The sequence below is a fragment of the Hydrogenophaga sp. genome (assembly GCF_011390835.1).
Taxonomy (GTDB): Bacteria; Pseudomonadota; Gammaproteobacteria; order Burkholderiales; family Burkholderiaceae_C; genus Hydrogenophaga.
In genome coordinates, this window is sequence record NZ_JAABRQ010000003.1 from 1 (window position 1) to 18,135 (window position 18,135).

Annotated in this window: 24 protein-coding genes; 7 read left to right on the top strand and 17 right to left on the bottom strand. The window is 63.0% G+C overall.

The genetic code is table 11. The features are described from left to right. Nucleotides 1-148: 148 nt before the first annotated feature. From GPT34_RS02970 to GPT34_RS02990, 5 genes are all read right to left on the bottom strand, one after another. The gene (locus GPT34_RS02970) at nt 149-751 is read right to left on the bottom strand and encodes an SCO family protein (RefSeq protein ID WP_291009538.1); all 603 of its coding nucleotides are present in this window, start codon (nt 749-751) and stop codon (nt 149-151) included. Between the two features lie 117 nt (nt 752-868). Next, entirely contained in the window at nt 869-1,768 is a 900-nt protein-coding gene (gene cyoE, locus GPT34_RS02975; RefSeq protein ID WP_291009540.1) for a heme o synthase, read from the bottom strand. Beyond that, complete coding sequence (locus GPT34_RS02980; protein WP_291009542.1) at nt 1,765-2,919, bottom strand: COX15/CtaA family protein; 1,155 nt, start codon at nt 2,917-2,919, stop codon at nt 1,765-1,767. Before GPT34_RS02980 ends, cyoE begins: the two co-directional genes overlap by 4 nt. Before the next feature lie 59 nt (nt 2,920-2,978). Next, the gene (locus GPT34_RS02985; RefSeq protein WP_291009544.1) at nt 2,979-3,659 is read right to left on the bottom strand and encodes a hypothetical protein; all 681 of its coding nucleotides are present in this window, start codon (nt 3,657-3,659) and stop codon (nt 2,979-2,981) included. Next, nucleotides 3,643-4,380: an SURF1 family protein gene (locus GPT34_RS02990; RefSeq protein WP_291009546.1), complete on the bottom strand. Its 738-nt coding sequence runs from the start codon at nt 4,378-4,380 to the stop codon at nt 3,643-3,645. The genes GPT34_RS02985 and GPT34_RS02990 overlap by 17 nt, the downstream gene beginning before the upstream one ends. A 45-nt stretch (nt 4,381-4,425) precedes the next feature. On the opposite strand from GPT34_RS02990, the gene GPT34_RS02995 reads away from it, so the two are divergent. Further along, the gene (locus tag GPT34_RS02995) at nt 4,426-4,668 is read left to right on the top strand and encodes a twin transmembrane helix small protein (protein ID WP_291009548.1); all 243 of its coding nucleotides are present in this window, start codon (nt 4,426-4,428) and stop codon (nt 4,666-4,668) included. An 84-nt stretch (nt 4,669-4,752) separates the two neighbouring features. Here the strand turns inward: GPT34_RS02995 and GPT34_RS03000 are convergent, their stop codons facing one another. The 8 genes from GPT34_RS03000 to GPT34_RS03035 all read right to left on the bottom strand — a co-directional run bounded on the left by GPT34_RS03000 (nt 4,753) and on the right by GPT34_RS03035 (nt 11,172). Next, the gene (locus tag GPT34_RS03000) at nt 4,753-5,634 is read right to left on the bottom strand and encodes a cytochrome c oxidase subunit 3 (protein ID WP_291009550.1); all 882 of its coding nucleotides are present in this window, start codon (nt 5,632-5,634) and stop codon (nt 4,753-4,755) included. 65 nt (nt 5,635-5,699) lie between these two features. Beyond that, nucleotides 5,700-5,909, bottom strand: coding sequence for a DUF2970 domain-containing protein (locus GPT34_RS03005; protein WP_291009552.1), 210 nt, complete (start codon nt 5,907-5,909; stop codon nt 5,700-5,702). Further along, a complete protein-coding gene (locus GPT34_RS03010) occupies nt 5,906-6,517 on the bottom strand; it encodes a cytochrome c oxidase assembly protein (RefSeq protein ID WP_291009554.1) in 612 nt (203 codons plus the stop codon). Before GPT34_RS03010 ends, GPT34_RS03005 begins: the two co-directional genes overlap by 4 nt. 34 nt (nt 6,518-6,551) lie before the next feature. Next, complete coding sequence (locus GPT34_RS03015) at nt 6,552-6,665, bottom strand: cytochrome oxidase small assembly protein (RefSeq protein ID WP_291009555.1); 114 nt, start codon at nt 6,663-6,665, stop codon at nt 6,552-6,554. A gap of 15 nt (nt 6,666-6,680) precedes the next feature. Continuing rightward, the gene (ctaD, locus tag GPT34_RS03020) at nt 6,681-8,300 is read right to left on the bottom strand and encodes a cytochrome c oxidase subunit I (protein ID WP_291009557.1); all 1,620 of its coding nucleotides are present in this window, start codon (nt 8,298-8,300) and stop codon (nt 6,681-6,683) included. Between the two features lie 44 nt (nt 8,301-8,344). Next, the gene (gene coxB, locus GPT34_RS03025; protein ID WP_291009559.1) at nt 8,345-9,550 is read right to left on the bottom strand and encodes a cytochrome c oxidase subunit II; all 1,206 of its coding nucleotides are present in this window, start codon (nt 9,548-9,550) and stop codon (nt 8,345-8,347) included. A 109-nt stretch (nt 9,551-9,659) separates the two neighbouring features. Beyond that, complete coding sequence (locus tag GPT34_RS03030) at nt 9,660-10,088, bottom strand: DUF2244 domain-containing protein (protein ID WP_363356098.1); 429 nt, start codon at nt 10,086-10,088, stop codon at nt 9,660-9,662. 217 nt (nt 10,089-10,305) lie between these two features. Continuing rightward, nucleotides 10,306-11,172 carry a biotin synthase gene (locus GPT34_RS03035; protein WP_291009563.1) on the bottom strand — a complete coding sequence of 289 codons (867 nt, stop codon included), beginning with the start codon at nt 11,170-11,172 and terminating at the stop codon, nt 10,306-10,308. Nucleotides 11,173-11,412: 240 nt separating this feature from the next. Between GPT34_RS03035 and GPT34_RS03040 the strand changes: the two genes are divergently transcribed. From GPT34_RS03040 to GPT34_RS03050, 3 genes are all read left to right on the top strand, one after another. After that, entirely contained in the window at nt 11,413-12,015 is a 603-nt protein-coding gene (locus GPT34_RS03040) for a ComF family protein (RefSeq protein WP_291009565.1), read from the top strand. Between the two features lie 174 nt (nt 12,016-12,189). Beyond that, on the top strand, nt 12,190-12,663 hold the full coding sequence (trmL, locus tag GPT34_RS03045; protein ID WP_291009567.1) for a tRNA (uridine(34)/cytosine(34)/5-carboxymethylaminomethyluridine(34)-2'-O)-methyltransferase TrmL: 474 nt from the start codon (nt 12,190-12,192) through the stop codon (nt 12,661-12,663). 148 nt (nt 12,664-12,811) lie between these two features. Next, nucleotides 12,812-13,135 carry a hypothetical protein gene (locus GPT34_RS03050; RefSeq protein WP_291009569.1) on the top strand — a complete coding sequence of 108 codons (324 nt, stop codon included), beginning with the start codon at nt 12,812-12,814 and terminating at the stop codon, nt 13,133-13,135. 13 nt (nt 13,136-13,148) lie between these two features. On the opposite strand, the gene GPT34_RS03055 is transcribed toward GPT34_RS03050, so the two are convergent. The 3 genes from GPT34_RS03055 to GPT34_RS03065 all read right to left on the bottom strand — a co-directional run bounded on the left by GPT34_RS03055 (nt 13,149) and on the right by GPT34_RS03065 (nt 15,103). Continuing rightward, nucleotides 13,149-13,604 (bottom strand): MaoC family dehydratase, encoded by a 456-nt coding sequence (locus GPT34_RS03055; protein ID WP_291009572.1) that lies wholly within the window; start codon nt 13,602-13,604, stop codon nt 13,149-13,151. Between the two features lie 81 nt (nt 13,605-13,685). Then, on the bottom strand, nt 13,686-14,303 hold the full coding sequence (locus GPT34_RS03060) for a ParA family protein (RefSeq protein ID WP_291009574.1): 618 nt from the start codon (nt 14,301-14,303) through the stop codon (nt 13,686-13,688). A gap of 50 nt (nt 14,304-14,353) precedes the next feature. Further along, nucleotides 14,354-15,103, bottom strand: coding sequence for a sulfite exporter TauE/SafE family protein (locus tag GPT34_RS03065; protein WP_291009576.1), 750 nt, complete (start codon nt 15,101-15,103; stop codon nt 14,354-14,356). A gap of 74 nt (nt 15,104-15,177) precedes the next feature. Between GPT34_RS03065 and GPT34_RS03070 the strand changes: the two genes are divergently transcribed. Further along, nucleotides 15,178-15,612: a DUF1841 family protein gene (locus tag GPT34_RS03070; RefSeq protein WP_291009578.1), complete on the top strand. Its 435-nt coding sequence runs from the start codon at nt 15,178-15,180 to the stop codon at nt 15,610-15,612. Between the two features lie 152 nt (nt 15,613-15,764). On the opposite strand, the gene GPT34_RS03075 is transcribed toward GPT34_RS03070, so the two are convergent. Continuing rightward, complete coding sequence (locus GPT34_RS03075) at nt 15,765-16,376, bottom strand: c-type cytochrome (protein WP_291009889.1); 612 nt, start codon at nt 16,374-16,376, stop codon at nt 15,765-15,767. A 197-nt stretch (nt 16,377-16,573) separates the two neighbouring features. On the opposite strand from GPT34_RS03075, the gene GPT34_RS03080 reads away from it, so the two are divergent. Together GPT34_RS03080 and GPT34_RS03085 are read left to right on the top strand one after the other, a co-directional pair. Continuing rightward, on the top strand, nt 16,574-17,416 hold the full coding sequence (locus GPT34_RS03080) for a MoxR family ATPase (RefSeq protein ID WP_291009580.1): 843 nt from the start codon (nt 16,574-16,576) through the stop codon (nt 17,414-17,416). Between the two features lie 86 nt (nt 17,417-17,502). Further along, nucleotides 17,503-18,117, top strand: coding sequence for a GNAT family protein (locus GPT34_RS03085; RefSeq protein ID WP_291009891.1), 615 nt, complete (start codon nt 17,503-17,505; stop codon nt 18,115-18,117). The last annotated feature ends 18 nt before the right edge of the window (nt 18,118-18,135 follow it).

Consider the following 18,135-nt stretch of genomic DNA (forward strand, 5'->3'; position numbering starts at 1 on the left):
TGAACTCCTAGGCATGTAGAAAAAGAAAGGGCCCCGTCCTGTCGGAGGGGCCCAGTCGGGGTTCAAATCAGGCCAAGGGGGCCATCAACAGGTTAAGCGAGGGGCTTGCCCGAGGGTGCCGTTTCTTCTGGAGGCGAAAAGCGGGCGATCAGCCCCCGGCCAGCAACTTTTTCACATCATCGGCCAGTGCCTGTGCACCCGTGCCGTAGCGGTGGTAGAGGCGCACGCGGCCTTGCGGGTCGTACACATAGCTGCCCGCCGAGTGGTCCATCGTGTAAGCCTCTGGCGAGCTGCCCACCACCTTCTTGTAGTAAATCTTGAAGCTCTTGGCCACCTCGGGCAGTTCCTCTGGCTTGGCGTAGAGCGCGAGAAAGCTGGGGTCGAAAGCGGCCATGTAGGCCTTCATGATCTCGGGCGTGTCGCGTTCGGGGTCGATGCTGACGAACAGGCCCTGCAGGCGATCACCGTCAGCGCCCAGCAGCTGCTTGGCTTGTGCCATCTCGGTCATCGAGGTCGGGCACACGTCGGGGCACTGGGTGAAGCCAAAGAAGATGACCACCACCTTGCCCTTGAAATCGGCCAGGGTGCGCGGCTGCCCGTTGTGGTCGGTGAGCGAGAATCCAGTGGCGTAGTCGGCGCCGGTGATGTCGATGCCGGTGAACGGCACCTTGGTTTCTCCACAGGCCGCCAGCGCCAACGACGCTGCGCCAGCCAACAAGCAACGACGACGGGAAATAGACAGGAATTTCATGGTGGTTTGACCGAAGTGAGGTACCTGGTTCCAGTGCACCGCGGAACCGGCTTTGCCGCGCCGCCAGAGCGTCCCCCTGGAGAGGGTGACGAGCGCAGCGCGGCGCGGGGGGGTGGTCTAAATGTAATGATCGATCAGCAGCGCTGCAAACAGCAGTGACAAATGGATGAGCGAAAAGCGAAAGGTCTTGCGCGCAAGCGCATCGGAGTAATCGCGCCACAGCACGAAAGCGTAGGTGCAGAAGCCGATGCTGAGGATCACCGCGGACAACAGGTAGAACCAGCCGCTCATGCGCATGATGAAGGGCATGAGGCAGGCGGCGAACAACACCACGGTGTAGAGCAGGATCTGCAAGCGAGTGAACTCCGAGCCGTGCGTGACCGGCAACATCGGCAGGCCGGACTTGCGGTAGTCCTCCACCCGGTACAGGGCCAGCGCCCAGAAATGCGGCGGCGTCCAGAGGAAGATGATGAGGAACAGGATCAGCGCCTCGGGCGCGACCACTCCCGTCATCGCGGCCCAGCCCAGCACCGGCGGCATGGCGCCTGAGGCACCACCGATGACGATGTTCTGCGGTGTCAGCGGCTTCAAGATCACGGTGTAGATCACCGCGTAGCCCACGAAGGTGGCAAAGGTCAGCCACATGGTCAGCGGATTGACCCAGAAGTACAGGATGGCTGAACCGGCGGCGCACAGCACGGCCGAGAAGCTCAGCGTGCGCACATTGGTCAGCTCACCTTTGGCAGTCGGCCGCCAAGAGGTGCGCTTCATCCTGGCATCGATGTGCTGCTCGACCACGCAGTTGAACGCCGCCGCAGCGCCGGCCACCAGCCAGATGCCAAAACACGCGATGGCGGCGAGCTGCACGTCAGCCCAGCTCGGCACACCCGGCACCGACAGCACCATGCCGATCAGCGCGCAGAACACGATGAGCTGGATCACGCGCGGCTTTGTCAGCGCGTGGTACTGACGCCAGGCCGAAGGCAGGGCGACAGCATAAGAAGATGCGGTGCTCATGGGGACGATCGTGACAGGTTCAGGGCCTGCGCGGCGCTGGTTTGTTCGACGCTGCGGGTGCTCATCAGCGCGCCGGTCATGAGGATGACGAGCGCCGCCGCCCCACCGGTGTGGGCCACGGCGGCCAGCAGCGGCCAGTCGAGCACCACGTTGGTCAGCCCGCTGGCGAATTGCCAGGCGGCCAGCAGCAGCAAGCCTTTTGCGATCCCGCGCGTGTCAGGTGTCTGCCACAGCAGCCAGGCCAGCCAGCCCATGCCGGCCAACACCACGAAGGCGCTGAGCCGGTGCACATAGTGAATGGCCGTGAGGGCCGCAAACGGCAGTCCGTCGCCGGTGTGGGTCAAGCCGAGTTCGCGCCAGATGGCAAAACCGTGGCGGAAGTCCATCGCTGGCCACCAGCTGCCCTGGCAGGTTGGAAACTCGCTGCAGGCGAGTACCGCGTAGTTGGTACTCACCCATCCGCCTAGCGCAATCTGCAGCCACACAAGTGCGAATACACCGAGCAAGACTTTGCGAACCATGGCCGGCAGCTCGGTACGGCCCGCCCGACCGCGATCGGACAGCTCGTAGGCCACCGATTGAGCGCGCAGCAGGGCCAGCAGGCCCATGCCACCGAGCAGGTGCAGCGTGACGATGGCGGGGAACAGCTTCATGGTCACGGTCAACGCGCCAAAAGCACCCTGCAGGCAGACCCAGACCAAGGTGACGGTGGGCCACCAGAATGAGACCTTCAGCCGCCGCCGCTCGACCCAGCTCACCGCAGCCAGCACCAGGATGAGCACGCCCACTCCCGTGGCAAGGTAGCGGTGGATCATCTCGATCCAGGCCTTGGAGAAGGTGACTGGCCCGGTGGGCATGGCGGCCTGGGCTGCCGCAATCGAATCCTTGGCACCGACCGGGCTCACGCTGCCGTAGCAGCCCGGCCAGTCGGGGCAACCGAGCCCGGAGTCGGTGAGGCGGGTGAAGGCGCCAAACAGGACGAGGTCGAAGGTGAGAAACAGGGTGACCAGGGTCAGCACCCGCAGGCGCTGAGCGGGCGCCGAGTCGCGGTTGCGCAGCCAGACCCAGGCCAGAGGCCCGAGTGCGATCACCACGCCCAGCAACATGATGCGGGCGATGGGGGCGAGGTCGTAGAGCGGCTGGATGTCCATGTCAGTGGTGTCCGACCCCTGCAGGAGCGGTGAGCTCGGGTGTGCGCGGGAGCTTCATATCAAGGGAGGTTACGGCCCGACTTGTCCCAGAACGCAGAGGCGCGCAGAAGGCGGTCCAGGTCTCGCTTGGCCTGCTTGGGATCGAGGTTGGCCGGAAAACGCATCATCCAGTTGCCCAGGGGGTCGACCACATAGAGGTGGTCCTCCAGGCGCTGTCCGGGCGCGGGCTCAAGCCAGCTGGCGATCTCGACGGCGTCGACCTGCAACACGTCGGCGGCTGCAGTGGCCAGTCGCAGCGGCTCGGTGAGCGGTGCCCCTCCGGTGCGAAGCCAGACCCAGTCGAGCCGGTCTTTTTCACGGCCCAGGGTTTCGCGCAGCTGGCGCTGCAGCAGCAGGTGGTCCAGGCATGCGGCGTTGCACGCGCTGTCGGCCACGCTGATCAGCAGCCACTGGTCTTTCAGGCTCGCCAGCGGCACGGTCTGTCCCGCTGCGTTCACGCCGGTGAAAGCGGGAATCGGACGTTGTGGCTGGATCAGCTCACCGTAATTGCGACGTCCTTCGGGACGGATCACGTAATAGGTGAAATACGACGCAATGACGGGCGTGGCACACACCAGGAACAGTGCCAGCATCTTCCATCGACCTGAGCGGGTGACGGCGGCCGAGCGCGCGCTGGCCTGATCCAGCTGCGGCAAGCTGTGCACGGTCAGGGTCAGGGGTTCATCAGGCAGCTGGGCCATGGGACTTGGGCTTTCGGCGAGGGGAGAGAATTTGGAACCAGAGGTAAAGCAGAGCGGCCAGCGCAAACAGCGCGAACCACTGCACGGCGTAGCCATAGTGCTTCTGCACGCCCGCATTCACGCGGGGCCACTCGCGCAAAAGGCCGTCTTCGGTGTCACCGGTCTGCATGACCGAAGCATCCAGAAGGCGCAGACCCGACGCTTCGGCCATCGTAGCCACATCGATATTTTGCCGGATCGGTCCTGGCGTAGGCTCGCCGAGCTCGTATAGCTTGGCTGGTGGCGGGGCCAAACGGCCGTCGATGACTACCTCGCCAGCGGGCGTGTCCACGACGGGTATCCGACTGCGGTCGGTGAAGTCGCGCGGTGTCCAACCTCGCTGCACCAGCACGGCCTGATCGCTCCCGCTCAGCCGCAGCGGTGTGACCAGGAAAAATCCGGTGCGGCCATTCATCTGGCGGTTGTCGAGAAACACGCTGGCCTCAGGCAGCCATTGGCCGCGCAAGCGCACCGATCGATGAATCTCTGCCTGCAGGTCACTCGAAGCGAGCAAACTCTGCTCATTCAGGGCAGGCAACCCGGATCGCTGGTCCACCTTGGCCTGCAGCGCTTCCTTCTGGGCCGCCCGGTCTAGCTGCCAGCGACCGAGCGATGCGGTGATCGCCAGGGTGAGCACAGTGGCTGCCGTCACGACCCAGAAGCGCCGTCCTCGGGTACTCATGGCCAGATCCCCACCCGGGCGGGCGCGGCGCCGATAATGGTGGCCATGAAATATTTTGTGATCGCTGGCTTCGTGGCCATCATCGGCAGTCTGGGCGCGGCGCTGGTCTTCATGATGCGGGGCGGCCAGGGGGGGGATGAAACTACCGACGCCGCCACCCCTCCCCGCAACGGCATGGCTCGCGCCCTGGCGTTCCGGGTGGGGTTTTCGATTTTGCTGTTTCTGATCGTGCTCATCAGTTATTGGATGGGCTGGATCCAACCCACCGGATTGCCGGTTCAGCCCTGAAGAGGCGCTCAGGCCAGTGCCAAGAAAAAAGCGCCGGTCGGCGCTTTTTTCTTGGGCCAGTGGGACGCCGGTACGCCCCGACGATCACATCCAGTAGACCAGGATATAAAGCCCCAGCCACACCACGTCCACGAAGTGCCAGTACCAGGCCGCGCCTTCGAAACCAAAATGGCTCTTGGCGCTGAAGTGACCTTTCTGCAGGCGCAGGGTGATGAACAACAACATCAACATGCCTACAAAAACGTGGAAACCGTGGAAGCCGGTCAGCATGAAGAAGGTAGAGCCGAAGATGCCCGAGCTGAGCTTGAGGTTCAGGTCGGTGTAGGCGTGGTAATACTCGTAGCCCTGCACGCAGAGGAAGACGATACCCAGCAACACGGTCATCCACATGAAGCCGATGGTTTTGGCGCGCTGGCCCGCCTGCAGGGCGTGGTGCGCAATGGTCAGCGTCACGCCTGAAGTCAGCAGTAGGGCAGTGTTGATGGTGGGCAGCCAGAATGGACCCATGGTCTGGAACGGGTCGACGATGCCACCCGGCGACGCGGTAGCACCAGCCTGCACGCTGGGCCAGACCGCGCTGAAGTCAGGCCAGAGCAGCGAGTTCTCAAAATTACCCAGGGCCGGCACCGAGTGAGTGCGCGCCCACCAGAGAGCGGTGAAGAAGGCGCCAAAGAACATCACTTCGGAGAAGATGAACCAGCTCATGCTCCAGCGGTAGGACAGGTCAATCTTGCGACCATACAGACCGCTTTGGCTTTCACCGACCGCATCGCGGAACCACTGAAACAGCACCACAGACCAGAACGTCAGACCGAAGGCCACCGAGTAGGCGCCCCAGCCTGCGCCGTTCACCCATTGCCCCGCGCCCAGAATGACGAAGAACAGACCGATGGAGGCCATCACTGGGTGCCGCGAAGGGCCCGGAACAAAGTAGTACGGCGTGGTGCCGTGTGCGGCTGAAGACATGCTCACTCCTAAACGCTTGTCGCTTGTTTGAATATTGAAATACCGAAATTCGCGATGGTCCGCGGTCAGCGAACCACCCAGTTGACGAGCGCAATCAGGCCGCCCACAAACAACAAGGCCATGACGACGCCGACCACGATGATGTGGATCGGATTCAGGCTGGCAATGTCTTTTTGGTAGTCGGCCTGGCGGCGCACACCCAAAAATCCCCAGAGCACGGCCTTGACCGTGCCCCGAATCGAGCCCTTGCGCTGGTGGATCGGCAGATCGCTCAAACAGCCCCCGCCAACGCTTTGGGTGCCAGCACGGGCGTGCCGGCCACATCCTGTGGCGCGGCAGGAACCTTGCCGCCCACTTCAAAGAAGGTGTAGGACAATGTAATGGTGGACACGTCCTTCGGCAGCTTAGGGTCGATCACGAACGCGACCGGCCATTCTTTCTTTTCACCCGGCGCCAGGGTGTACTGCGTGAAGCAGAAGCACTCAAGCTTGTTGAAATGCGCCATGGCCTGTTTGGGCGCGTAGCTGGGAATCGCCTGCGCTGCCATGGTGCGGTTCTGAATGTTCTGGAACTCGTAGAGCACTGTGGTCAGTTCACCCGGATGTACCTGCAACGAACGAACCTCAGGCTTGAAATGCCAGGGACCGCGCACGTTGACATCGAATTCCACCGTGATAGTACGCGAGCGGTCAACCTGGGTGTTGGAAGGCAGCTTGGGCTTGAGACCAGGCACCTCGCGCTCGGACAGCGCGAGGATGTTGATGCCAGTGACCTCGCAGATGGCGCGGTAGATCGGGACCAGCGCGTATCCGAATGCGAACATGCCCAACGTGATCACGCCGAGCTTGCCCACCATTTTGAAATTTTCGCGCTTCAGTCCCATGGTCGATGCTCTGTTCAAAAGGGTTCGACGGGCTTCAGCCGCCGAACAAGGTCATCTTGCCCACAAAGCCAAGGAAAAAGACCGCCGCCACCGACGCCAGAATCAGCGCCAGGCGGAGGTTGTGTTTCTTTTGTTCGTTCGGGTTCATGGGCAGTGAAGCCAATCAGCCCACCACTTTGGTGGCAGCCGCATTGAGCTTGGGCGGGTTCTCAAAGGTATGGAATGGCGCTGGCGAGGGAACTTCCCACTCCAGGCCTTCGGCACCTTCCCAAGGGTTCTGCGGCGCTTTTTCACCCTTGCCACGCATGGCGGGGATGATCACGGCAACGAAGAAGTAGACCTGGGCAATGCCGAAGGCAAACGCGCCCACCGAAGCGACAGCGTTGAAGTCGGCGAACTGCATCGGGTAGTCGGCGTAGCGACGGGGCATACCGGCCAGACCCAGGAAGTGCATCGGGAAGAAGGTGATGTTGAAGGAAATCATCGACCACCAGAAGTGGATCTTGCCCTTGGTTTCGCTGTACATCACACCGGTCCACTTGGGCAGCCAGTAATAGATGCCGGCGAACATGGCGAACAGGGAACCGGCGACCAGCACGTAGTGGAAGTGAGCCACCACGTAGTAAGTGTCCTGCATCTGGATGTCGATCGGCGCCACCGACAGGATCAGGCCGGTGAAGCCACCCAGCGTGAACACGAAGATGAAGCCAACCGCCCATAACATAGGGGTCTCGAACGTCATCGAGCCTTTCCACATGGTCGCGATCCAGTTGAAGATTTTCACGCCGGTGGGCACGGCGATCAACATCGTCGAGTACATGAAAAACAGCTGGCCGGTCACCGGCATGCCGGTGGTGAACATGTGGTGGGCCCACACGACAAAGGACAGGATGGCAATCGAGCCGGTCGCGTAGACCATGGAGGCATAGCCAAACAACTTCTTGCGCGAAAACGCGGGCACCACCTGACTCACGATGCCAAAGGCCGGCAGGATCATGATGTAGACCTCGGGGTGGCCAAAGAACCAGAAGATGTGCTGATACATCACCGGGTCACCGCCGCCGGCGGGGTTGAAGAAGCTGGTGCCGAAGTGACGGTCGGTCAGCGTCATGGTGATGGCGCCGGCCAGCACGGGCATGACGGCGATCAGCAAATAGGCGGTGATCAACCAGGTCCAGCAGAACATGGGCATCTTCATCAGCGTCATGCCGGGGGCGCGCATGTTGAGGATGGTCACGATGATGTTGATCGAGCCCATGATGGAGCTCGCGCCCAGAATGTGCAGCGCGAAAATGCCAGCGTCCATGCTGGGGCCCATTTGCAGCGTCAGCGGTGCGTAAAGCGTCCAGCCAGCGGCGGGTGCGCCACCGGGCATGAAGAACGAAGAAACCAGCATCAGCGCGGCGGGGATCATCAGCCAGAAGCTGAAGTTGTTCATGCGCGCGAACGCCATGTCCGAGGCGCCGATCTGCAACGGCACCATCCAGTTCGCGAAGCCCACGAAGGCCGGCATGATTGCGCCGAACACCATGATCAGGCCGTGCATGGTGGTGAGCTGGTTGAACAGCCCCGGGTTCACCAGCTGCAGGCCGGGCTGGAACAGTTCGGCACGGATCAGCAGTGCCAGCACGCCGCCCACCATGAGCATGGTGAAAGCGAACAGCAGGTACAGCGTCCCGATGTCTTTGTGGTTGGTCGCGTAGACCCAGCGACGCCAGCCAACGGGAGCGTGGTGGTCGTGGTCATGGCCGTGGGCGTCGTGGTGGTCGAGAACTGCACTCATGATCGATTCCTTTGATGCTCAGTATTTGTTGTGCTGTCGGCGGGTCACGGGCGGGCAGCCAGTACCTCGGCAGGCTGCACGAGCCGCTGGGTCTGATTCGACCAGCTGTTCTTGGTATAGGTCATCACGGCGGCCAGCTCGGTGTCGGACAACTGCTTCCACGCCGGCATGGCGCCATTGTTCTGACCGTTAAGCAACACGTTGATCATCGTGGACTTGTCGGTATCCACCACCACGGCGGACCCATCCAGCGGCTTGATCGGACCAGCTCCCTTACCCTGCGCGCCGTGGCACGCCAGGCAGTTGGCGGCATACACCGACTCGCCACGCTGCACCAGATCAGCCAGGTTCCAGACCTTGGACGGGTCGTCTGCCGCAGCGGCCATCGCCTTTTTCTGGCCATCGACCCAGGCGGTGTACTCGTCAGCGGTCACCACCTTGACGTGGATCGGCATGTAGGCGTGCTCCTTGCCGCACAGTTCAGCGCACTGACCATAGTAGTCACCCGTCTTCTCAGCGCGGAACCAGGTGTCGCGCACAAAACCGGGGATAGCGTCCTGTTTGACGCCGAAAGCCGGCACCATCCAAGCATGGATCACGTCGTTGGCGGTAGTGATGATGCGCACCTTCTTGTCCACGGGCACCACCAGCGGGTTGTCGACCTTGAGCAGGTAGTTGTCGGTAGGCGGCGGATTGCCGCTGCTCGACATCACACGATGGCTGTTGTCCAGGGTGGAGAGAAAGCCGATGCCCTCACCCTCACCCTTGATGTAGTCGTAGCCCCATTTCCACTGCATGCCGGTAGCCTTGATGGTCAGGTCGCTGTTGGTGGTGTCCTTCTGGGCTACCAGCACCTTGGTGGCTGGCAGCGCCATGCCGATCACGATCAGGAGCGGCACGATGGTCCAGCCGAGCTCAACCCAAATTGGCTCGGCCAGCACCTGCGACTTGTGACCCACCGATTTGCGGTGCTTCAGGATGGAATAAAACATCACGCCGAAAACGATCACGAAGATCACGGCGCAGATCACCATCATGAACCAGTGCAGCCAGTGCTGCTCTTCGGCGATCTTGGTGACTGCCGGCGCAAAGTTGAGCTGGTTCACGGCCGGGCCACCGGGCAGGTCATTGACCTTCTGGGCCAGGGCGGTGCCCCAGGCACCCGCCGTGAACGCCAGCGCGATGACTGCCGAGCGCCAAGCCGCGCCTTGTTTCCCTGGATTCACCACCGACTTCATGGTCTTGCTCACGTTTTCCGCCTCGAAGAATATAAGTATTGATTTATATCAACACCGATTAGAACAAATTTTTCCGCCTTCGCCCAGCCAAACCTGCCAGCACCGAGCGCGTTTCCCAACTTCACCCAGCCCTCAACGCCTGCCGAATCTCCTTGGCCAGCACCGGGCGCAGATCGGACCGCAAATAACGACCGACCCGCACCGAGCGGCCCCCGGCGCGCAGCTCCACCAGACCGTGCCCGGTGCGAGGCTCGACGCGCACCCAGTCACGCGCAAACTCACAGCGCTCGGTTCGGCCTGCGCTCTCCAGCTCCACGACCAACTGGCCTTCTTGAACGCTGATGCGCTCTCCGTCGGCCGCGTGGCGCGCATAGACCAGAAACGCGGTGGCGAGTGCCGCCAGCTCCAGTGCCGCAAAAGGCAGCACCAGCACCGCCCCCTGAAACCAGAAGAACAGTGCCACCGACAGCGACAGGGCACTCAGCAAACCGAAGGTCAGACCCAGCTGGGCCGGGCTGACCGAACAGTTGCGTCTCAGGATCCAGTGCAAGCCGTCTGCAGATGCTGTTGCCAATCGGAACGAATTGCTGGATTGAACCACCACCGACTCCAGTCAATGCGCCCACACCCAGCTGGGTATGGCGTTGATCAGGGAAGATGCCCCAGATACGTTGAATTCATGCAATTGTAGCGAGCACCGGCAGCCCGCTGGACTGCAAAGGCGCCACTCCCGAGTAGGACAAGGTGGCATGGCTCTTAGCGCCGCATCAGCGCCGACCCGAACGCAACATGGCCCGCATGTCTTGCATCGACACCGCTGCCTCACCGGCCGGGCCCTTGGGAGGTTTTGGCGCGGCCTTGAAGGCATGGCCGTAGATCAGCTCTACCGTCATCACCAGCCGGCCGTCGACATCGCGCGGCAAGCCGGCTTCGAGGGCATCGACCAGGGCCTGGCGCCAGCGGCGCGTCCTCAGGCCGGGATGGCGGGCGGCGTGCAGGTTGCGCCCTAGCGAACGCAGGTCATCCAGCAATGTGCTGCCCGAGCTGTAGGTGAGTGTCAGCCGCTCCATGTCCATTACCGGCTCGGCAAACCCGCTGTGCACCAGCATGTCGCCCCAGTCGTGCATGTCGGTGAACGGGTGGTGGGGCAGGGGCCAGCCCTGCTGGCTGAACACGCTCCGCAGCTCGCGCAAGGTGTCAGGCCCCAGGCAAGAGAACATCAAAAACCCGTTGGTCTGGATGTGGCTGTTCCATTGGCGCAACAGCTTCTGGGGTTGCGGTTCCTGGTGCAAGACCAAGTTGGCCCACAACATGTCGACCTGGGTCTCCTGTTCGGCGAGAGGCGGCGCCCGGTGGCGACCCCACAACAGCGGGTTCCACGAGCGGCCACCCGCTGGCTGCAGAGCGTTCAGGGCGGCGGGCCCGGCGTCGGCAACGACCCAGCAAGCGGCGTCGGGAAACAGACCGCGCAGGCGCCGGTGCGCTTCGATGCCGCCCTGCAGCGGCTCCCAGTGCAACCAGCTGGCGGGCGGGTGGCGGAACCACTGCAGCCGATCGACCATGCGCGAAGCCACCTCTTCGTGCAGCCACGGACTTTGCGCGCGCGGCAGGCGGCGCCAGCGGCGTGCGGCCACGGCGTCAAGATTAGGAACCGGTGGTTCAGCTTCGGTGGGTGGGGACAAGCGGACTACCAAGATGGGGGATGTGAGCGGGACGCGTCACGCCGAAAGGCAGCGCTGAGCCCTATTGTTGGTCCGATGTTAAAGACCTTGTGGCGAGCGGCAGGCCTGGGACCTGGCATTTGTCAGGTTTGCGGCCGCTGGCCGGCACACCCCATTTGCGATGGCTGCGTGCGCCGATTCGGCACGCCACGGATGCGCTGCATCGCATGCGCCGCTCCGCTGAACCGCGCCGAATCGCTGTGCGGCGCCTGCCAGGTGCGCGATGAATCGCACGCCCTGCCCCGCTGCGTGGCGGCGGTGGACTATGCGTATCCGTGGGACAACCTGATCGCCCGATTCAAGTTTCGCGACGAGCCTGGCTGGGCCAGACCCCTGGCGCAGCTCATGGTGCAAGCGCCAGACACGCTGGCTTTGTTGCGATCCAGCGACTGGCTGGTGCCGGTGCCCTTGAGACCTGCGCGGCTGGCCAGCCGTGGCTACAACCAGGCCTGGGAGCTGGTCAAGGCCCTGCGGACCTTGCAACCCGATGCGCCGGCTGGATTGGCCGATGCTCTGGTGCGGCTAAGTGACGCACCAGACCAGCACAGCCTGCCGCGCGAGCAGCGGCTGCGCAACCTGCGCGGCGCGTTCGCCGCACACCCCGACCACGTCGTTCACCTGCAAGGCCGCCGGGTGCTGCTGGTCGATGACGTGAGCACGACCGGCACCACGCTGCGCAGTGCCGCCATGGCCCTGCGCCAGGCTGGCGCCATGGAAGTCAACGCCCTGGTAATCGCACGCACCCTGCGCCATTGACAAGAGGCAGGCCACCTGCACGCGGGGTCGAACCGACACCCTGTCAGATCTGACGTGACACGGGCAGCGCGGACAATACATCCGGCGGTATCATTTGCCACGCAGGGAGAGCCAAGAAGATCCGAACACGGATCCGCTCTGATCATGGGCCATCGCCCATCACCACCCTGCCCGATGTTTCACATCGTCCTCGTTGCTCCCGAGATCCCGCCCAACACGGGCAATGTGATCCGCCTGTGCGCCAACATCGGCTGCACGCTGCATCTGGTGGAGCCCCTGGGCTTCTCGATGGACGACAAGCAGATGCGCCGGGCCGGCCTCGACTACCACGAGTACGCCGAGATCAGGCGACACAGCAGCTGGGACGCGCTGCTCGCGGCCGAGCAGCCCGACCCGAAGCGGCGCTTTGCACTCACCACCCGCGGCAGTCACAACCTCTTCGACACCCCCTTCCAGCCAGGTGACTGGCTGGTATTCGGGTCCGAAACCCAAGGCCTGCCTGAGGCGATCCGCGAGCAGTTTCCTGCCGAGCAGCGCCTGCGCCTGCCCATGCGCGCGGGGCAGCGCAGCCTCAACCTGTCCAACGCGGTGGCGATCTCAGCGTTCGAGGCGTGGCGCCAACAACGCTTCCAAGAGGGCAAAGCGTGACAAAACACACCGATTTCCTGGGGAGCTGGCCCAACCACTTGGGGGCATCCGGCCGGAGAATATCGGCTTATCTTTTGGTGTGCCGCCTGTCCCAATCCACAGCCGACACCCACCCAACAGCGGCTTACCCAGCCGCGCGGAGACTGCCTTGATCACCACCCTTGCCCGGATGCTCGGCATTCAGCCCAGCAACCGCATGCCGGTGCGAAGCGCGCCCAGCCTGAAGACCCTGCTCGCGATCCGTCAGGCCTTGCTGGCCTGCATCGTGGACTGCGACACCACCGCTTCTGAACGCCTGCGCCACAAGATCGGCCACACCCAGACGCCGCAAGAGCTCTGGATGCTGCGCAACGACGCCTACCAGCTCATCGCCCAGCGCCACAACCAGACCGTAGCGGCCGAGCGCATCAACGAACTGATCGAGCACTTCGAAGGCTGGGTCGATCCCAAACAGTTGGTGCGCATCGGCTGATGCTCGGACCCGGTCAGGGGTAGCGGCGTACCAGCGACTCGGCCACGCAAACCGGCTTCTCCACGCCTTCGCGTTCCACCGCCACACCCCAGGTCATCTGCATGCCATTGCCGTCAATCGGTTGGGCTGTCAAGAGCGTCATGCGAGCGCGCAGTCGGCTGCCCACCGGGACTGGCGCGGTGAACCGCACCTTGTTGAGCCCGTAGTTCACGCCCATGGCGGACTGGCGCACCGTCAGCGCCGATTCGAAGAACACGGGCAGCAGCGACAGCGTCAGAAAGCCGTGCGCGATCGGCGCTCCAAACGGGCCTTGCTGCGCCCGCGCTACGTCCACATGGATCCACTGGTGGTCGCCCGTCGCCTGGGCGAACAGGTTCACCTGTTCCTGGGAGATGGTGACCCAGTCGCTCACCGCCACTTCCTGGCCGACACACGCGGCCAGGTCGGCCAAGGTTTCAAAGGTTTTCATGGAACTGACTCTAGTGGTGCCTTGAGCACCCGCCTGTCTGAGTCGGGACAGCGATCCGCGCAGCGGTAGAGCACGGAGGCTCTATTGCTCCAGCCACTCTCGGATGCCCTGCCACTGCAGCAGATCCTTCTCGACCCGGCTCGGCGCAACATCGAACAAGGTGAGCCCGCGCGCGGCGAGATGGATGTAGTTCTGCGTGTCGCGCAGGTAGCCGAGCACGGGCAGCCCGAGGCTGTCCACAAACTCGTGCAGCTTATCGGCCGCAATCGTGCGCGCATCCACCCGCATGCCCACGATCCCAATCTGCAATTTATCAGCGTGTCGCGATTCGGCCAGCTCGTCCAGAAAGGCGCGTGTGGCGTAGATGTCGAAGATGCTGGGCTGCAGAGGCACCAGGATCTTGTCGGCCAGCTTGAGCACATCCTTGAAGCGCCAGCCGTGAAGGCCAGCCGGGGTATCGAGCACCACATGGGTCGTGTCCCTTGGCGGGCGGGCGATCAGGTCGGCCGAGACCGCCCAGGTGTTGATCGGTCGCGCCTGTGGCGGGCGCAGCCGCAGCCACAACGCCGATGACTGCTGCCGGTCGGCATCGCCCAGCATCACCGCATGGCCCTGGCTGGCGAAGTAGCCGGCCACGTTCGTCGACAGCGTGGACTTGCCCACGCCTCCCTTGGGATTGGCCACCACCACCACTGGCATAAGAAGCTCCTCGGAATCTGGGTTTGAAGCGCAATGTTACGCCTTGTGTCTCAGTGAAACGCGTCCCAGACCAGCTTGATGCCAGTGAGAAACATGCCCAAATACACCAAGCGGTAGAACAGTCGAGGCTGGATGCGGTGAGCGATCCGCACACCCAGCCACACGCCCAGCGGCGCCAATGGCAGCAGAACCAGCGAAGTCAGCATGTTCTGCACATCGAGCAACCCCAGCCAAGCGTAGGGCACCCATTTGGCCAAGTTGATGAAGAAATAAAAGAACGCCATGGTGCCGGTGAACAGCAGAGGCGAGAGCTCGAGCGGAATCACGTAGGCGTTGAGCGGCGGCCCGCCGGCATGGGCGATGAAGCTGGTGAAACCCGAAGTCACGCTCAGCAAGCGGCCGAGCCAGCGTGGCGGCGGCGGCGCATCTGGCCTCGGCGGAAACAGCAGGCGCTGCGCCAGAAACACCAACGTGAACACACCCACGATGCCAGCCACCCAGCGCGGTTCCAGTAGCTTGAACAGCGCGGCACCAATCACGATGCCGATCAGGCCATAGGGCAACAGGAACTTCAGCAACTGGCGGTCAACGTTGTTTCGGAAAGCCGCCATACCCAGCAGATCCATGAGCAGCAGCACCGGCATCAGAATCGCCGCTGCCTGCGGCACCGTCACCGCAATCGCCATCATGGGCACGGCCAGCGAGCCAAAACCCGCGCCAAAGCCGCTTTTGCTGATGCCCAGCAGCAGCACCGCGGGAACCGCCACAGCGTAGAAAAACGGATCGGTGTTGATCAGCATGGTGGCGCGAGCATAAGCGGGCGAAGCGCCTCGCGTGGCCCACCAGGTGCGCCCCATGGACCACAATAGCGGTCATGTTCAATCCGTCCCAGGCCGACGTCAGGCGTTTTTTCTGCGGCGTTTACCGCAAGCAACTCGGCGCCGAGCCCATGCAGGCGATCGAAACCTTGGCAGCCCAGTGGATCACCGAGCACCCGGCCTACCACTCCGAACTGGCCGACGAGGCCTCAGCCCTCGAGCGCATGGGCGAGGCCCAGACCACCGCCGAGAATCCGTTCTTGCACCTGTCGATGCACCTCTCGATCAGCGAGCAATGCAGCATCGACCAGCCGCTCGGCATCAGGCAAGCGGTGGAGCTGCTGGCAGCGCGCCGCGGCGACCTGCACGCCGCCCACCACGAGGTGATGGAGTGCCTGGGCCGCATGCTGTGGGAAAGCCAGCGTGCGGGTCGCCCCCCTGACGGCGAGGCATACATCGAGCAGGTGCGCCAGCGCGCGACGAGGGACTGACCCCCCTGCGCCGCTTCGCGGCTCCGTCTGTGGGTTGAACAAACCAGTTCCACTGCTTGTGCTGGTCCGAGCCCCGCGCTGCAGACAGATGTTCGCAAAGTCCACAAAAAAGCCGCTCGGTGAGCGGCTTTTGGGGATAGGTAATTTGCGCTTCAGCGGAAGCGCGACTGTGGCACCACCGAGAGCTCGGTGTCCAGGGTGGACAGGTACTTGGCCATCTCACGCATTTCGGCGTGCGAATACTGCTTGGCGATGCCGGACATGATGGCGTTGTTGCGGCCCACCACCTGGTTGCCCTCGACCGTGTAGGCCTTGAGGGCCACGTACAGGTAGTCAGCGTGTTGGCCAGCCAGCTTGGGATAGCTAGGGTCGATCGGCTTGCTGAAATTGGCCCCGTGACAGGACGCGCAAGCGCCTTTTTCAATCAGCGCCGCCGCCGTCACGCTCGCGGCCTTGGGTGTCTCGGGTGCGGTCTTGTCGGCGTGCGACGCGTAGTACGCAGCGAGGTCGGCCATGTCCTGCTCGGACAGCGCTGCGGCAATACCGCGCATGGTCGGGTGCTTGCGATCGCCCTTCTTGTAGGCGGTCAGCGAAGCCACGATGTACTTGTCCGACTGACCCGAAATCTTGGGCACCTTGTGGATTTCCGGGAAGCTGTTCTGGTAGCCCGGAATGCCATGGCAGCCGATGCACATCTCGGCTTTCTGTTTGCCGGCTTGCACGTCGCCCGTTGCGCCCTGGGCCATGGCGGCAGTCCCCATCATCGCGAGCGTCGCGGCGGTGACAAGGGTACGAACGGAGGCGGTCAACAGGTGGATCATTTTGCTAGCACAATGAGATGAACGTTGATAAAAATCAACTTCCGATTATATAGACCCGATTCGGGGTCTTCCCGCAATGCCCCCCGCCATGGGCACAGGCCGCCACTGTCCCACCCAGCTGACCTAACCGCACACCCACCATGAAATTCCAAGGCTCCGAGAATTACATCGCCACCCAGGACCTGATGCTGGCCGTGAACGCCGCCATCACCCTCAAACGCCCGCTGCTGGTCAAGGGCGAGCCTGGCACCGGCAAGACCATGCTGGCCGAAGAGGTGGCCCAGTCGCTGAAACTGCCGCTGCTGCAGTGGCACATCAAGAGCACCACCAAAGCACAACAAGGCCTGTACGAATACGACGCAGTTTCGCGCCTGCGCGACTCCCAGCTTGGCGACGAAAAGGTCAAGGACATCCACAACTACATCGTCAAGGGCGTGCTGTGGCAGGCCTTCACTGCCGATGAGCCAGTCGCGCTTCTGATCGACGAGATCGACAAGGCCGATATCGAGTTTCCCAACGACTTGCTGCGCGAGCTCGATCGCATGGAGTTTTACTGCTACGAGACGCGCGAGTTGGTGCGCGCCAAACACCGGCCGCTGGTCTTCATCACATCCAACAACGAAAAAGAGCTGCCCGACGCCTTTCTGCGTCGCTGCTTCTTCCACTACATCAAGTTCCCCGATGCCGAGACCATGCAGCGCATCGTCGACGTGCACTTCCCAAATCTCAAGAAGGAGTTGCTGGCGGCAGCCATGAAGACCTTCTTCGACGTGCGCAACCTGCCCGGCCTCAAGAAAAAGCCCAGCACAAGCGAGCTGCTGGACTGGCTCAAGCTGCTGATGGCCGAAGACATCCCGCTCGAAGCGCTGCAAAGCGCCGACAGCAAAGTCAGCATCCCGCCGCTGGTGGGCGCCTTGTTGAAGAACGAGCAGGACACCTCCTTGTTTGAGAAGCTGGTGTTCATGAATCAGAGAAATCGGTGAGAACTGGCCTCCACGCTCCGCCGCTGCGCGGGTCGCTGCCCTCCGAGGGGGCTGACCCGGCTTGGGACGGCACGGCGCCGAATCACATCGCTGCAAGTCCGCTACAGGGTTTTGTACAGCCCGTGATCCTGAGCGACCACGGCATCCGCCTGGAGCCGTTGGCCCCGTCGCACGAAGCAGGTCTGAGCGAGGCGGCGGCCGACGGCGAATTGTGGAACTTGCGCATCACCTCGGTGCCCGCGCCCGGCGAGACACGTGCCTATATCGATACCGCCTTGGAGATGCGAGAAGCCGGGGAGCGCTTGGCCTTCGCGGTGATCGATGAGGCCTCGGGCAAAGTGCTGGGTAGCACCAGTTACCACGATATCCTGCCGGCGGTGAAGCGGGTGGAGATTGGCTACACCTGGTACGCCAAGCGCACGCAGCGCAGCCACGTCAACACCACCTGCAAGCTGCTCATGATGGGCCACGCGTTCGACACCCTGGGCTGCCGCACCGTGGGCTGGCGCACCGACAACTTCAACTTCGCTTCGCAACAGGCGATCGAGCGCCTGGGCGCACGCAAAGATGGCGTGATCCGGGGCCATGCGATGCGGCGCGACGGCACCATCCGCGACACCGTGATCTACAGCATGATTGCGGGCGAATGGCCCGAGGCCAAGGCACAGTTGCGGTACCGCCGCAGCCTGCATGTAGGCTGACGCACGCGCCGCCTGCCA